The 13,812-nt window shown below is 73.2% G+C and carries 15 protein-coding genes; 6 read left to right on the forward strand and 9 right to left on the reverse strand.

All coding sequences use genetic code 11. The features are described 5' to 3' along the window. Positions 1-143: 143 nt before the first annotated feature. A complete protein-coding gene (locus tag D1J63_RS02110; protein WP_125627461.1) occupies positions 144-2,522 on the reverse strand; it encodes a glycosyl hydrolase family 65 protein in 2,379 nt (792 codons plus the stop codon). Continuing rightward, entirely contained in the window at positions 2,519-3,259 is a 741-nt protein-coding gene (locus D1J63_RS02115) for a beta-phosphoglucomutase family hydrolase (protein WP_102927516.1), read from the reverse strand. The genes D1J63_RS02110 and D1J63_RS02115 overlap by 4 nt, the downstream gene beginning before the upstream one ends. Positions 3,260-3,313: 54 nt before the next feature. Here D1J63_RS02115 and D1J63_RS02120 point away from each other — a divergent pair, with 54 nt between their 5' ends. Continuing rightward, entirely contained in the window at positions 3,314-4,012 is a 699-nt protein-coding gene (locus D1J63_RS02120; protein ID WP_125627462.1) for a nucleoside/nucleotide kinase family protein, read from the forward strand. A gap of 117 nt (positions 4,013-4,129) precedes the next feature. Here D1J63_RS02120 and D1J63_RS36640 read toward each other — a convergent pair whose 3' ends face one another. Further along, positions 4,130-4,300 carry a hypothetical protein gene (locus D1J63_RS36640; protein WP_164416401.1) on the reverse strand — a complete coding sequence of 57 codons (171 nt, stop codon included), beginning with the start codon at positions 4,298-4,300 and terminating at the stop codon, positions 4,130-4,132. A 192-nt stretch (positions 4,301-4,492) separates the two neighbouring features. Here D1J63_RS36640 and D1J63_RS02125 point away from each other — a divergent pair, with 192 nt between their 5' ends. Both D1J63_RS02125 and D1J63_RS02130 read left to right on the forward strand, forming a co-directional pair. Beyond that, positions 4,493-5,434 (forward strand): MurR/RpiR family transcriptional regulator, encoded by a 942-nt coding sequence (locus D1J63_RS02125; RefSeq protein ID WP_102927518.1) that lies wholly within the window; start codon positions 4,493-4,495, stop codon positions 5,432-5,434. Between the two features lie 323 nt (positions 5,435-5,757). Next, positions 5,758-6,141, forward strand: coding sequence for a hypothetical protein (locus D1J63_RS02130; protein ID WP_197924704.1), 384 nt, complete (start codon positions 5,758-5,760; stop codon positions 6,139-6,141). A gap of 14 nt (positions 6,142-6,155) precedes the next feature. Here the strand turns inward: D1J63_RS02130 and D1J63_RS02135 are convergent, their stop codons facing one another. Both D1J63_RS02135 and D1J63_RS02140 read right to left on the reverse strand, forming a co-directional pair. After that, positions 6,156-6,647 carry a flavin reductase family protein gene (locus tag D1J63_RS02135; protein ID WP_125635122.1) on the reverse strand — a complete coding sequence of 164 codons (492 nt, stop codon included), beginning with the start codon at positions 6,645-6,647 and terminating at the stop codon, positions 6,156-6,158. Positions 6,648-6,685: 38 nt separating this feature from the next. Then, positions 6,686-7,519 carry a hypothetical protein gene (locus D1J63_RS02140; RefSeq protein WP_125627464.1) on the reverse strand — a complete coding sequence of 278 codons (834 nt, stop codon included), beginning with the start codon at positions 7,517-7,519 and terminating at the stop codon, positions 6,686-6,688. 130 nt (positions 7,520-7,649) lie between these two features. Here D1J63_RS02140 and D1J63_RS02145 point away from each other — a divergent pair, with 130 nt between their 5' ends. Together D1J63_RS02145 and D1J63_RS02150 are read left to right on the forward strand one after the other, a co-directional pair. Beyond that, positions 7,650-8,378 (forward strand): TetR family transcriptional regulator, encoded by a 729-nt coding sequence (locus tag D1J63_RS02145; RefSeq protein ID WP_125627465.1) that lies wholly within the window; start codon positions 7,650-7,652, stop codon positions 8,376-8,378. Positions 8,379-8,520: 142 nt separating this feature from the next. After that, positions 8,521-8,943: a zinc ribbon domain-containing protein gene (locus tag D1J63_RS02150; protein ID WP_102927520.1), complete on the forward strand. Its 423-nt coding sequence runs from the start codon at positions 8,521-8,523 to the stop codon at positions 8,941-8,943. A 7-nt stretch (positions 8,944-8,950) separates the two neighbouring features. Here D1J63_RS02150 and D1J63_RS02155 read toward each other — a convergent pair whose 3' ends face one another. Continuing rightward, entirely contained in the window at positions 8,951-9,358 is a 408-nt protein-coding gene (locus D1J63_RS02155) for a PPOX class F420-dependent oxidoreductase (protein WP_125627466.1), read from the reverse strand. Between the two features lie 68 nt (positions 9,359-9,426). After that, complete coding sequence (locus D1J63_RS02160) at positions 9,427-10,608, reverse strand: aminotransferase class I/II-fold pyridoxal phosphate-dependent enzyme (RefSeq protein ID WP_125627467.1); 1,182 nt, start codon at positions 10,606-10,608, stop codon at positions 9,427-9,429. Between the two features lie 131 nt (positions 10,609-10,739). Here D1J63_RS02160 and D1J63_RS02165 point away from each other — a divergent pair, with 131 nt between their 5' ends. Beyond that, a complete protein-coding gene (locus tag D1J63_RS02165) occupies positions 10,740-12,077 on the forward strand; it encodes a S1 family peptidase (protein WP_125627468.1) in 1,338 nt (445 codons plus the stop codon). A gap of 69 nt (positions 12,078-12,146) precedes the next feature. Here D1J63_RS02165 and D1J63_RS02170 read toward each other — a convergent pair whose 3' ends face one another. Beyond that, positions 12,147-12,332: a hypothetical protein gene (locus D1J63_RS02170; protein WP_125627469.1), complete on the reverse strand. Its 186-nt coding sequence runs from the start codon at positions 12,330-12,332 to the stop codon at positions 12,147-12,149. A gap of 163 nt (positions 12,333-12,495) precedes the next feature. Further along, the gene (locus D1J63_RS02175; RefSeq protein WP_125627470.1) at positions 12,496-13,659 is read right to left on the reverse strand and encodes an ROK family transcriptional regulator; all 1,164 of its coding nucleotides are present in this window, start codon (positions 13,657-13,659) and stop codon (positions 12,496-12,498) included. Positions 13,660-13,812: the final 153 nt, after the last annotated feature.

The raw sequence follows: 13,812 nt of genomic DNA on the forward strand, positions 1-13,812 counted from the left end.
CACCCCTCACCCCCGCTCGTCGCGGGGCCGCTCGTTTCTCACCTCCTGCCGCCCGTGGCGGGAGCCCGGATTCCCGGAAAACATGGTCAAACTAACCCGCGCGTCCCGGACATGCAGGGCAGAACTCGGCCAGTCGCGCACTCTCATTCCTCGCCGGGCCCCGGCCGGTCGGCGACGCCCGGGCGGCGGTGCGGGGGCTGCTCGGGCGTGGGCCGCCACTTCGGCGCGGAAATGCCGAGGGTGACGGGCTCGTCCCCGTCCACCCGCACCTCGGTGCCGTGGTGATGGATCGTCAGCGGCGGTCCGGCCAGCAGCGAGTACGAGGCCCGGTCGGGGCCGATCTCCACCCGCAGGCACCGGCCGCGGAACTGGAGCCGGAAGGCGAGGCGGCTGAACTTCTCGGGCAGGCGCGGCGTGAAGCGCAGGCCGTCGCCGTCCCGCCGGGTGCCGCCGAAGCCGGCGACCAGCGCCATCCAGGTGCCGGCCAGCGAGGCGATGTGCAGTCCGTCGCGGGTGTTGTGCTCCAGGTCCGCCAGGTCCATCAGCGCGGCCTCGGTCGCGTAGTCGTAGGCCAGCCGCAGATGTCCCGTCTGCGCGGCGACGACGGCCTGGCAGCACGCGGACAGGGAGGAGTCCCGTACGGTCAGCGGCTCGTAGTAGGCGAAGTTGGCCGCCATCTGCTCCTCGTCGCAGTGGGCGTCGAACCAGCTGCCGCAGGTGTACATGGCCAGCACGAGGTCCGACTGCTTGATCACCTGTTTGCGGTAGATGTCGAAGTAGGGGAAGTGCAGCATCAGCGGGTACTGGTCGGCACCCGTGTTCGCGAAGTCCCAGCGCTGGTGGCGGGTGAAGCCGGCCTGCTGCTCGTGGACGCCGATCTCCTCGTTGTACGGGATGTGCACGGCCTCGGCGGCGTCCCGCCACGTCGCGCTCTCCTCCTCGTCCACGCCCAGCCGGGCCGCCTCCTCGGGGTGGCGTTCGCACACGTCGGCCGCGGCGAGGAGGTTGGAGCGTGCCATGAGGTTGGTGTACGTGTTGTCGTCGACCACGGCGCTGTACTCGTCGGGACCGGTGACGCCGTCGATGTGGAAGACGCCGTGGGGGTCGTGGTGGCCCAGTGAGCGCCACAGCCGGGCCGTCTCCACCAGCAGTTCCAGGGCGGTCTCGCGTTCGAAGTCGAGGTCGCCGGTCGCCGCCGTGTAGCGCACCGCGGCGTGCGCGATGTCGGCGGCCACGTGGAAGGCGGCCGTGCCGGCGGGCCAGTACGCGGAGCCCTCCGAGCCGTCGATGGTCCGCCACGGGAACGCGGCGCCGCGCAGCCCGAGCTGGGTGGCGCGGTCCCGGGCGGCGGGCAGGGTGTCCTGGCGCCAGCGCAGCGCTTCCGCGACGGCCTTGGGGGCGGTGTAGGTCAGCAGGGGCAGCACGAACATCTCGGTGTCCCAGAACGCGTGACCGTCATATCCGGAACCGGTCAGTCCCTTGGCCGGAATCGCGCGCTGCTCGGCGCGCGCCCCGGCCTGCAGCACGTGGAACAGGGCGAAGCGGACGGCCTGCTGGATCTCCTCGTCCCCGTGCACCTCGACGTCCGCGCGGGCCCAGAAGTCGTCGAGATAGTCCCGCTGTTCGGCCAGGAGCCCGTCCCAGCCGCCGTGGGCGGCGGCGGCCAGCGCGGCCTCGACCTGGTCGCTCATCGCGGGGCGGGAGCGCGCGCCCGACCAGCCGTGGGCGACGGTCTTCTGCACCCGCAGCCGCTGTCCCGGGTCCAGGACCGAGGTGACGGTCAGGCGGGAGACGTCCGTGTTGCTCTCGCTGCTGGTGGTGATCTCCCCGGGGGCGTCGACCACGTGGTCGGCGGCGACGGCGACCCTGAGGCCGCTGCGCCGGGTGCGGTGGACCAGCCGCAGCCGCGACCCGATGGCCAGGTCCTCCTCCGGCTCCAGCGGGGACCGCAGGGCCTTGGCGGCCCGCGGGTCGCCGTCGGAGGAGGGCAGGCTCTCGTTGGCGACCAGTTCCGACTGGATGACCACCCGGGTCCGAGCGTCCAGGGGCTCGACCTCGTACTCGACGGCGGCGATGGCGCGCTGGGTGAGCGAGACCAGGCGGGTGGAGCGCACCCGGACGGTCGTGCCCGCCGGGGAGGTCCACTCGCAGGTGCGCTCCAGCACACCGCGCCTGAGGTCCAGGGTGCGTTCGTGCTTGCCGAGCCGCCCGTAGCGCAGGTCGAAGGGCTCGTCGTCGACCAGCAGCCGCAGCAGCTTGCCGTTTGTGACGTTGATGACGGTCTGGCCCGACTCCGGATAACCGTAGCCCGCTTCGGCGTAGGGCAGCGGGTGGAGTTCGTGGACGCCGTTGAGGTAGCTGCCGGGCAGGCCGTGCGGTTCGCCCTCGTCGAGGTTGCCGCGCCAGCCGACGTGCCCGTTGGACAGCGCGAACACGGACTCGCTCTGGGCGAGGAGGTCGAGGTTGAGGGCGGTCTCGCGCACCCGCCAGGGCTCCACGGTGTACGTCCGGTTGGTGATCACGCGTGGCCCCCCAGCTCGGCGAGGTCCTTGACGACGCGGTCGGCGCCGTGGGCGTACAGGGCGTCGGTCTGGCCCACGCGGTCGACGCCGACGACGTAGCCGAAGTGTCCGGAGCGGCCCGCGTCCATGCCGGCCAGCGCGTCCTCGAAGACGGCGGCGCGGGACGCCTCGACGCCGAGGTCGCGGGCGGCGGCCAGGAAGGTGTCGGGATGTGGTTTGCCGGGCAGTTTCCGCTCCCGGGCCACCACGCCGTCGATCCGTACGTCGAACAGCCGCTCGGCGTCGATGGAGCGCAGCACGTCCCGGGTGTTGGCGCTGGAGGAGACGATCGCGGTGGCGAGGCCGGCGGCCCGGACTGCGTCGATGTAGCGCAGCGTGCCCTCGTAGGCCTCCACACCGTCGGTGCGGATCTTCTCCAGGAGGAGTTCGTTCTTGCGGTTGCCGACGCCGTTGACCGTCTGTGCGTCCGGGGGGTCGTCGGCGGTGCCCTCGGGCAGTTCGATGCCACGCGAGGCGAGGAAGGAGCGGACGCCGTCGGCGCGGGGGCGGCCGTCGACGTACTGGTCGTAGTCGGAGTCGGTGAAGGGACGGAAGCCCGCGCCGTCCCGCTCGCGCAGGAAGGCGTCGAAGGTCGCCTTCCAGGCGGCGGCGTGCACCACCGCGGTCCTGGTGACGACCCCGTCGAGGTCGAAGAGGCAGGCCTGGATGTCGTCGGGAAGTCCGAGCTGCGTCGTCATACCCCCCACAGTTCCCCGTCGGGGCGGCTCCGATCAGGTGACACACTGTGGGATGTGCCGCTGACGTTCGAGGACCTGCTCGCCCGTGCCCGCCGCCTGCCCCGGGACGGACGGCGCGCGATCCTGGGCATCGCGGGCCCTCCGGGGGCGGGAAAGTCGACGCTCGCCGGGAATCTGGTGCGGGAGCTGAACGGCGCGGGCGAGCCCTGGGTGGCGCACGTGCCGATGGACGGCTTCCACCTGGCCGACGCCGAACTGGACCGGCTGGGCCGCCGGGACCGCAAGGGGGCGCCGGACACCTTCGACGCCGCCGGGTACGCGGCGCTGCTGGCGCGGTTGCGCGAGCAGGGCACGGGGCCCGACGGCGACGTCGTGTACACGCCCGGTTTCGAGCGGGTGCTGGAGCAGCCGATCGCCGGGGCCCTGCCGGTGCCGCCGGCCGCCCGGCTCGTCGTGACGGAGGGCAACTACCTGCTGCTGGAGAGCGGGGCCTGGGCGCGGGTGCGGCCGCGGCTCGACGAGGTGTGGTTCTGCGCGCTGGAGGAGACGGAGCGCGTCCGGCGGCTCGTGGCGCGGCACGAGCGCTTCGGCAAGTCACCGGCCGACGCCGCCGCGTGGGCGCTGGGACCCGACCGGCGCAACGCCGACCTGGTCGCCGCGACCCGGCACCGGGCCGACCTGGTGGTACCGGCGGACGCGGTGACGGGCCCGCCCCCGGGCGCGCGGGGACCGGCGCCCTCGACGCCCGTCTGAAACGGTCACTGCTCGTCGACGCCCGTCTGAAACAGTCACTGCTCGTCGACGTGCGACGCGGTCACTTCCCTTCGACGTCCGTCTGAACCGGTCACTCCTCGTCGACGTCCGACGCGGTCACTTCTCGTCGAAGTCGTCCGGGCGGACGTGCGCCTCCTCCAGGGCCTCGCGCAGGGTCCGGCCGGTGCCGCCGGGCGGGCGGGGCTCGTCCTCGCGGCGGCGTGCGGGTTGCTCGAGAACGTCGTCGGTGGTGTCGGTCTTCGGCCGGTTCTCTTCCGGGACGGTCATGACGTCGGCTCCTCGTCCGTGTCTGCGGGTCCTTGTGCCGCGGCGGGTTCCCGGGCGACGCGGTGCTATCCCCCTTCCCGGACGGTGGGGTCCTCCTCCGGGCGGTGCGCTGCCGTCCGGGGCGGGGCGCGTGTGCGGTGGTCCGCCCTGGCCGGCGCGGGGGGGTGAGCTATGTTGACCTCCGTGGGAGACATGGGAGACACAGGAGACGCACCCGTGCCATCGCCGCAGCAGGCACGCGCACAGGCGTCGGCGATCACGTCCGGACGGGCGGCCCCCGAGTCGGAGATCTCCCCCACCTCCCGGCTCAGGACGCTGTTCGACCGGCCCCGTCTCTCCCCGGGACAGCGGCGCATCGCCCAGTACCTCATCGACCACCTCACCGAGGCGGCGTTCCTGTCGATCACCGACCTGGCCGACCGGGTCGGCGTGAGCCAGCCCTCGGTGACGCGGTTCGCCTCGGCGGTCGGCTTCAGCGGCTACCCGGCGCTGCGGGAGCGGCTCCAGGCGATCGCGCTCGGCGGCCGGGGCACTTTCGCGGCCGAGGAGAGCCGCGGCAACGAACTCCAGGCGGCCGTGGACGCCGAGATCGAGAACCTGGAGAACCTGCGGCGCGACTTCGCCGACGCCGACCGGGTGATCGACGTCGGCCGCAAGCTGGCCGCCTCCGCGCCCCTGACCGTCCTCGGGCTGCGCATCTCCGTCTCGCTCGCCGAGTACTTCGCCTACGCGGCCCGCCGGATCCATCCCGACGTACGCCTGGTCACCCGGGGCGGCACCGTCGCCTACGACGCCCTGCTGCAGTCCAGGGAGGCCGGCGGCACCTGGGTGCTGGCCTTCTCCATGCCCCGGCACGCCCACGAGACGCTGGGCGCCGTGCGGGTGGCACGCGGGGCCGGACTGAAGGTGGCGCTGATCACCGACCTGGCGCTCGGCCCCGTCGTGGACGAGGCCGACGTCACCTTCGCCACGGGCACGGGGTCCCGGCTGGTCTTCGACTCCTACGCGGCGCCGGGCGTGATGTGCGCGGCGCTGCTCCAGGCCATGACGGACGCCGACCCCGAGCGGACGCAGGCCCGGCTGGAGGAGTACGAGCAGGTCGCCGACCAGCACCAGTTCTTCCTGCGGGACTGAGCCGGCCCCGCCGGGACGCCCGGCGGCGGCAGCGGGCGGTGCGTACGAGGGCTTCCCCGGTCAAAGCGGAAATGAATGTTTTCATACGCCTTGCAAAGCGGATGGCATATATAAATACTGCTCACGGATCGCGCCCCGGCCGCCCCGGAGCGCGTCCCCATCTGCCGCGAACACCCGGCCGCCGACTCCTACCCGCTCCGGCGCACCGGGGGTTCCGGTCGGGCATCGCCTGCGCGAGCGCCCGCGGCGGTCCCGGTCGTCCCCTGGACCGGGGCCGCCCCCCACCCGTCGCCCACCCCGTCGACGCCGCACCCCCGGAAGCGATGATCATGCCCCTGACGACCACGCGCACCAGCCCGGACTGGCCCTGCCAGGTCAAGACACCCGGCAGCTACGACTGGGAACGCTCGGCCACCAGGTGGCTGCGCGAGCTGGTGCCGGCGCGCTACTCCGGCTATCCGGCCCTGATCCGCCACCCGGTGCTGCTCGCCCGGCATGCGCAGATCCAGGTGCAGCACGAGATCCGGGTGGCCCGTACCGCGCTGCAGACCGCCCGCGCGGACCTGCCGCGGCTCGGGCTGCACGAGGCGGCCATCGAGCACACCATCAAGCTGTACGCGGCGGAGGTCCTCCAGTTGCAGCACATCGCGCGCAGCGTGCGGGCGGTCACCGAGGCACTGGCCGAGCGGGGCACCGCCGGACGCTGACGGGCCGGACCGCCTCAGTCGACCGGGTGTCCCGGCGCGATGGTGCGGGCGTCGGCGAGCCGCAGCAGCGGACCACCGGCACTCTTCTCGCGCCCGCCCCACTCGACCGGATCGAGGACGAAACCGGTGTGGTCGCCCCCCGGGACGCGCTCCAGGACCCGGCCGACGAACCACGCCTCGGCGTCCTCCAGCACGACGGCCCCGCCGTACGCCTCCCGCCAGTGGACCCGCCGGAACTTGTCCACGTCGTCGCCGCTGCGCCCACCGAACAGCTCCGCCGTCTCGCGCCGGTCGCGGGCGAGCAGATGGACCGCGAGGACGTCGGCGGACCGTGCGACGCGGAAGGTCCGGTTGACGTCGGAGATCCATACGACGTAGCGCACGGGCCGGATGGAGCACTGCGAGGAGAAGCCGACCAGGCAGCCGGCCCGTTCCCCGTGCGCGGCGGCCGTGACGACGCACATGTCCGGGTCGAGCCGGTCCAGGAACACGTCCATGGCGGCCATGTTAGGCACGCCGGGACGGCACGGGCGGCTCGGCCGGCTCAGGTGGCGAGAAGGCGCCGCAGGGCCGTGCGCAGGGCGGTGACGAAGGCGTCGCGGACGGGCTCGTCGAGGGCGTCCAGGGACAGGTAGGGATTGAGGTCCTCCAGTTCGACCAGCAGCAGCTCACCGCCGGGTGCGCGGCAGGCGTCGACGCGCTGGATGCCGTGGTCGACGCCGTTCCACTCGATGAACCGCCGCGCGAAGTCGAGGTCGGCCACGGTGGCGTCGTACGGCTCCAGCCGCCAGCGACGGTCGGGGTGCGGCGCGTGGAGGGCGTACTGGTAGTCGTGGTCGACGAAGTAGAAGGAGACCTCGTAGGCGAAGTCGACGCGCGGCTGGACGAGCAGGTCCGCGGCGTCGCCCAGCGCCTGGGGCACGCCCGCCGCCGGGACGATCCGCAGCCCCGCCGAGTCCGCGCCGAGCCTGGGCTTGACGACGTACTCGTCCGCGACGGGCAGCAGGTGCAGGTCCTCGGCGCGGTCGACGGTGGGGACGACCGGGAATCCCGCCGCGGTCAGGTCGAGCAGGTACTGCTTGCCGAGCATGTCCGCCCGGCCGGTGAGCTGGTTGTAGACACGTGTTCCGCGCTCGGCCGCGCGCTCGCGGAAGGCGTCGTAGGCGGCCTTGTACTCCCGCACCGGACCGCTGTTGCGCACGACGACGGCGTCGAAGCCGTCCAGCAGCGCGGCGGCGTCCCGGGGATGGCACAGGGCCAGGTCGAACTCCTCCCGCAGCCGGGAGGTCAGGAAGATGTCCTCGTCGCAGTACCGGCGTCCGCGTGCCCGGTAGGCCAGGTCGGTGACGTACAGGATGCGGGGGCGGGCGAACGGCATACGGAACTCCTCCGGGGCTGACCGGAAGTGATCGTATGCGATCGGCGAAGAGCGGACACGAGTGCACTCGGTTCCCTCCTTTCACTGCACTGAGTGCCACCCACCTCGCCGGGCTGCTACGTTCCCCTTCATGAGCACCAGCAGTGCGGCGCCCCGCCGCGGGGACGGGACGGATGCGGCACAGGTCCGGCCGCCGATGCGGGACGCGCTGGTCGCGGCGGCGTTCCGGCTGTTCCTCGAGCGGGGGTACGAGCAGACCACCGTGGACGACATCGTCGCCCTGGCCGGCGTCGGACGGCGGTCCTTCTTCCGGTACTTCCCGTCGAAGGAGGACGTGGTCTTCCCCGACCACGAACGGTGCCTGACGGACATGAAGGCGTTCCTGGCCCGCTCCCCCGAGGACGCCGACCCGGTGCGGCGGGTCTGCGACGCGGCCCGGCTCGTCCTCGGCATGTACGCCGAGAACCCCGCGTTCTCGGTGCAGCGGTACCACCTCACGAAGAAGGTCCCGGGGCTGCGCGCCTACGAGTTGTCGGTGGTGTGGCGCTACGAGCGCGCGCTGGCCGAGTATCTGCGCGGGCGGCTGGGCGGGCGCCCGGACGGCATCCTGCGCGCCGACGTGATCGCGGCGGCGGTGGTCGCGGCGCACAACAACGCCCTGCGGTCCTGGCTGCGTTCGGACGGCCGCGACGACGCGGGCGCCGCGGTCGACCACGCGCTGGCGTACGCGCAGTCCGCGTTCGGCGACGTACCCGTGGCGCCGCCCCGGGGCGACTCGCCCGAGGACGTGGTGGTCGTGGCCGCGCGGCGCGGGACACCCCTGTGGCAGGTCCTGCGGGAGATCGAGTCCGCGTTCTGAATCCGGGGTACCGAGTGCCTTTACGAGTGACACTCAGTGCCATACGCTGAGGTGCGTGCACGGCGGCACGGTGAGCCGCGCACACGCGTGCCCGGCGACCGCGCACGCGGGATTCCGGCCCGAGCGCAGGGAGTTGACCAGCGTGTACCACTCAGGAAACGTCGCTCAGCAGGCAGCCGGCCCCGCGACGGGCCTGCTCGACCCGGAGGCCAAGGGCCGGGGCCCGGACTCCGAGGCCGTCTTCTACCAGCGGTGCACCTGGTGCGGCACCGCCATGTACCACCGGGTGCTGTGTCCGGTCTGCCGCGGCAGCGAGCTGCGGACGGAACGGAGCGAGGGCACCGGGACGGTGCGCCACGCCACCGTGGTGCACCGCAACACCCCTGCCGCGCGCAACGTCTCGCTCATAGAAATGGCCGAGGGTTTCGTGCTGCGCGGCCGGGTGATGGGTCCGCTCATCGGTATCCACAGCGGCGACCGCGTGCGGCTGTCCACGGCCAAGGACCCGGTGCGGGGCGAGCCGGTCTTCCAGCTGGTCGACGAGCCCTACCGCGCCTGGACCTGAGCACCGGTCAGTCGTCGGCCACCGGTCCGGACGTCGGCGTGATGCGGATTCCCACGGTGCCGTCGAGTCCCCGGCGCAGCCGGCTGCCGAGGAGGGTGAGCAGGCCGACGACGCCATACTTGCGGATCAGCAGCTTCCGGTAGCGGGCCGTGGTGGCCGGGTCGCAGATCTCCGCCGTCCCCGGGACCCCTTCGCCGGTGGGCCTGCCACGCACGTCGCAGGGGCCCACCAGGACGTCGGCGCGGTTGCGGACGCGTTTGACCTTCCAGGAGTCGGCCACCGTCCAGATCCCGAGCGCGTCCCCGTCCCGCACCACCCACACCGGGGTGGCGACCGGGGTGCCGTTCTTGCGGTAGGTCGTGACCAGCAGGTACTTGCCGGTGCCGAGCCGTTCCAGCGACGCGTCGTCGTCCATGATCCGGAAGTCTAGACCCGTACCCGGACGGGCCCCGGCGGGTCCGTACGGCCCGGCGGCGCCGCGCGTCACCTCAGGGCCGCCGCCATCCTCCCGACCGCCTCCGTGAGCACCTCCGGCGAGGTCGCCAGGTTGAGCCGTACGTGCCCCGCGCCGCCGCTGCCGAAGGGGAGACCGGAGCTGAGGGCCACCCGGCCCCGGTCGAGGAAGACCTCCGCGGGGTCGTCGCCGAGGTCCAGGGCACGGCAGTCGAGCCAGGCGAGGTAGGTCGCCTCGCCGGGGCGGTGGACGACCCCGGGCAGCCGCTCGGCGAGCAGGGCGGTGAGCAGCCGCCGGTTCCCGTCGATCCCGGCGAGCACCGCGTCCAGCCAGGCGGTGCCGTCGCGCAGGGCGGCGGTGTGGGCGAGGACGCCGATGTGGCTGGGTCCGTGCCCGACCTCCTCGGGCATCCGCGCCAGGTCGGCGGCGGCGCCGGGTCCCGCGAGGGCCAGGGCCGCCTTGAGGCCGGCCAGGTTCCAGCCCTTGGAGGCCGACATCAGCGCGAGGCCGCGCTCGGCGCCGGGCACGCTCAGATAGGGCACGAACCGCGCGTCGGGCGCGGTGACGACGGGTGCGTGGATCTCGTCGGCGACGACCCTGACGCCGTGGCGCTCGGCGAGGGCGGCGACGGCCGCGAGTTCGTCGGCGGTGTGCACGGTGCCGGTCGGGTTGTGCGGGCTGCACAGCAGGTAGGCGGCCCGGCCGCCGCCCGCGACGGCGCGCCGGAACGTCTCCTCCAGCACGCCGAGGTCGATCCGCAGGCCGGGGTCGAGCGGTGCCTCGACGACGCGCCGGTCCATGTGGGTGACGAAGGCGTAGAACGGCGGGTACACCGGCGGGTTGACGATCACCGGGTCGCCGGGGTCCGTGACCAGCCTGAGCATCTCGACGGCGCCGAGCATCACGTCGGGCACGATCGCCGTGCGCTCGACGGCCAGGTCGTCCCAGCCCCACCGCTTGCCGGCGAAGGCGGCCAGCGCCTCGGCGTAGGCGGTGCCAATGGGGTAGCCAGTGTCGCCGAGTTCCATGGCCTCGGTGACGGCGCGCACGACGGGCCGGGCGAGCGGCACGTCCATCTCGGCCACCCACAGCGGCAGTACGTCCGCGGGGTGGGTACGCCACTTCATGCTCGTACGGCGGCGAAGCTCGTCCAGGGTGAGCGCGTGCAGGGGATTGGGTTCTCCGGACTGGTCCCGCGGGGTGCTGGTCATGGGCCTAAGATAGGACCCGCCTGCGGGCGGGGTGAACACCGCGCGGTCCGCCGCCGTATGGGAGGAGGGTGCTCGACGTCCGGAGGCCCCCGCGGCGGCGACGCCGCGCGGTCGGGTTCGGGAGCGCACGCATGAGGCACGCACGACGACGCATCGTCCGGCGAGTGGCACGGCTGGCGGCCGTCGGCGGGCTGCTGCTCGGGGGGACGATGGTCACCCGGGCGGTGGCGAGTGAACCTCCCGGTCCGTCCGCCGCGCCGCACACCCTCGCGCGGACCGCGTCCGGCGCCGGCGCCGATCTCGTGGCAGGGCTGGGCGGCGACCGTACGGCGGGGCACTGGGTGGACGCCGACGGGCGGCCGGTCGTGGCGGTCACGGACGAGTCCTCGGCCGACGCGGTGCGGCGGGCCGGTGCGCGGGCGAAGGTGGTGCGGCACAGCATGTCCGAGCTGAGGTCGGCGGCCTCGACGCTGCGTGCGGCACCCCGGGTGCCCGGTACGGCGTGGGCGCTGGACTACCGGTCGAACGAGGTGGTGGTGCGCGGCGACCGCACGGTCTCCGGGGCCGACTGGTCGCGGCTGACGGGCGTCGCCGCGGGGATCGGGGAGTTCGTCCGCATGGAGCGCGTCGAGGGGACGTTCACCACCCGCCTGAACGGGGCGGAGCCGATCCTGTCCACCGCGGGACGCTGCTCGGCGGGGTTCAACGTGACGGACGGCACGAGCGACTTCATCCTGACCGCCGGTCACTGCGGGCCGACGGGTTCCGTCTGGTTCGGCGACGGCGAGGGGGGCCGGCAGGTCGGCGAAACGGTCGCCGGGAGCTTCCCCGGGGACGACTTCTCCCTGGTGAAGTACGCGGGTGGAAAGGCGGGAGACGACGCCGACGTGGTGGCGGTCGGCGACGGCAAGGGCGTGCGGATCACCGGGACGGGCGAACCGGCGGTGGGGCAGCGGGTGTTCCGCAGCGGAAGCACCAGCGGACTGCGGGCCGGCCGGGTGACGGCGCTGGACGCGACGGTCAACTACCCGGAGGGCACGGTCACGGGACTCATCCAGACGGACGTGTGCGCCGAACCGGGGGACAGCGGCGGGCCGATGTTCTCCGAGGGCCTCGCGCTCGGCGTGACGTCGGGAGGCAGCGGTGACTGCGCCAAGGGCGGCACGACGTTCTTCCAGCCGCTGCCGGAGGCCATGAAGTCGCTCGGGGTCCGGTTGATCGTCTCCGGCGGGGAGGGTGCCGCGGCCGGTACGCCGGCGCCCTCGGCGTCGGGCGCCGCGGGAGCGGCGGCCCCGGCGGCGGGCGCGGACGGCACGCCGCTGTTGGCCCGGCTCACGGACCGCCGGAACGTCGGGCCGGGGCTGCTGGTCGTGGCGGGCAGCCTGGTCGCGCTGGTGGCGACGCGGTGGATCCGCACGGAGCAGGACCGCAAGGCCTACCGACGGCAGTACTCGGCGACATGGGGCTGACCCGGGCCGGTACGAGGGCCGGCCGCGCGGCTGCCGGCGGGCCGGGGGCGAGGAGTCCGCGGGCGCCGGTCAGGCGGCCTTCACGGACTCCGGGGCCGCGTGGGCCCACTCCATGACGAGCCGCTGGTACTCCGCGCGCTGCTCGACGCTCAGTGTCCCGCCCGACCGGAGCCACAGGGCCCGGATCTCCTCGTTGACCTCGGCAGCCGATCGCTCGGAGGAGGGTTCAACACTGGTGGACATGCTGTGAAGCATACGGCGCCCGGCGTGAAGACGATGTGAGTAATCGCGAGCCAAGCGGACATATCGGACCGTGTTACTGATCACGTCGATCTTGCCATCTGTCAAGACCTGCGGGCGAGTTCGTTCCCGCCGATGTGTCCTGCCGCACACGGGCCGCCCGTTCACCCCCGCATGTTCATTCCTGCGCCGCCCCCAGCACCAGCACCTGGATCGCCAGCACGGCGGCGCCGCGCGCCCAGTCGTGGAAGTCGGACACCTTGGTCTCCAGACCGACCGGCGCGGCCCTCGGGTGCCGGTTGTCGCGGACGGCCGCGTCCACCACGTCGCCGGCCACCTTCATCAGCCCGACGCCCTCCCCCGCGAGCAGAATCTTCTCCGGCATCACGAAGTTGGCGATCTGCGCCACCAGGGTGCCCAGCGCCCGCCCGGCCTCCGTCACGACCCGCGCGGGCATGGGCTCCCCCGCCGCGGCGGCCGCGAGGATCTCCTCGTAGGTCCGGTCGCGGCCGGTGGCGGCCCGCACCTGGTAGCGGATGTTGGGGATGGTCAGCAGGGAGACGGCGCTGCCGCGCCGGCCGTCGGGCGTGAGCGGGCCGTGGGGGTCGAGGATCCAGTGGCGCCCGAAGCCGCGGTCCTCGTCCCCGGCGTACGGCACCCGCCTGCCGCCGAGCACGAGTCCGTACCCGATCCCGGCGCCGATGGTGAGGACGACGAACCGGTCCAGGCCGCGCCCCGCCCCGAACCAGGTCTCCGCCTCCACGAAGGCGGCGGTGTCGTTCTCCACGACGACCGGCAGCCCCGTGCGCTCCCGCACCAGTGCGGCCAGCGGCACCCCCCGCCACCCCAGGAAGGGCGACTCGCCGACGACGGACCGGTCCTCGACGAGTCCGCCGACGCCGACGCCGATCCCGGCGACGCCGGGCCGGTCACGCGACAGCTCGGCGGTCATACCGGCCAGCAGACCCACGACCTCGTCGGGGTCGTGGCCGGTCAGGGCGCGGTCGTGGCGGGCGACGATCTCGCTCCTGAGGGTGGTGACGACGCCGTACACCATGTCCTGTGTGATCTTGAAGCCGAGGAAGTACCGGGAGTCCGCGACCACGTCGAGCGGCTGGGAGGGGCGGCCCTGTCGCACTTCGGCGGGCCCGCCCGCCTCCGGGACCTCCACCAGCAGCCCCGACTCGGTGAGTGGCTTGGTCAGCCGGGTGAGGCTGCCGGGCGAGAGGCCGAGCCGCCGGGCGATCTCGCTGCGGGACAGCGGGCCGTGCACGAGGACCTCGATCGCCACGGAGCGCTCCCCGGGGCTCAGAGGCGGCCAGCTTTCGGCACGTGGGGGCATGGACTCGGGCTCCATTTTCTTCCAGCTCGGAAACAACACCCTTACCGTATCCCCGTGACGTGCCCCCCGAAAAGCCACTGAACGATGTGGACGCGACCCCTTGACGGAATGATTGTTCCGCGCCAAAAGTAAACAAGGTTCGGGCCGCCGCAC

This window comes from Streptomyces sp. KPB2, from assembly GCF_003950055.1.
GTDB lineage: Bacteria > Actinomycetota > Actinomycetes > Streptomycetales > Streptomycetaceae > Streptomyces > Streptomyces salinarius.

What these genes read in the sequence shown, in the direction of transcription:
- D1J63_RS02160 (WP_125627467.1), bottom strand. Translation starts at nt 10,608, where the DNA reads ATGACCAGCACCCCGCGGGACCAGTCCGGAGAACCCAATCCCCTGCAC.
- D1J63_RS02155 (WP_125627466.1), bottom strand. Translation starts at nt 9,358, where the DNA reads ATGGACGACGACGCGTCGCTGGAACGGCTCGGCACCGGCAAGTACCTG.
- D1J63_RS02125 (WP_102927518.1), top strand. Translation starts at nt 4,493, where the DNA reads ATGGGAGACACAGGAGACGCACCCGTGCCATCGCCGCAGCAGGCACGC.
- D1J63_RS36640 (WP_164416401.1), bottom strand. Translation starts at nt 4,300, where the DNA reads ATGACCGTCCCGGAAGAGAACCGGCCGAAGACCGACACCACCGACGAC.
- D1J63_RS02170 (WP_125627469.1), bottom strand. Translation starts at nt 12,332, where the DNA reads ATGCTTCACAGCATGTCCACCAGTGTTGAACCCTCCTCCGAGCGATCG.
- D1J63_RS02145 (WP_125627465.1), top strand. Translation starts at nt 7,650, where the DNA reads ATGAGCACCAGCAGTGCGGCGCCCCGCCGCGGGGACGGGACGGATGCG.
- D1J63_RS02115 (WP_102927516.1), bottom strand. Translation starts at nt 3,259, where the DNA reads ATGACGACGCAGCTCGGACTTCCCGACGACATCCAGGCCTGCCTCTTC.
- D1J63_RS02165 (WP_125627468.1), top strand. Translation starts at nt 10,740, where the DNA reads ATGAGGCACGCACGACGACGCATCGTCCGGCGAGTGGCACGGCTGGCG.
- D1J63_RS02130 (WP_197924704.1), top strand. Translation starts at nt 5,758, where the DNA reads ATGATCATGCCCCTGACGACCACGCGCACCAGCCCGGACTGGCCCTGC.
- D1J63_RS02135 (WP_125635122.1), bottom strand. Translation starts at nt 6,647, where the DNA reads ATGGCCGCCATGGACGTGTTCCTGGACCGGCTCGACCCGGACATGTGC.
- D1J63_RS02140 (WP_125627464.1), bottom strand. Translation starts at nt 7,519, where the DNA reads ATGCCGTTCGCCCGCCCCCGCATCCTGTACGTCACCGACCTGGCCTAC.
- D1J63_RS02175 (WP_125627470.1), bottom strand. Translation starts at nt 13,659, where the DNA reads ATGCCCCCACGTGCCGAAAGCTGGCCGCCTCTGAGCCCCGGGGAGCGC.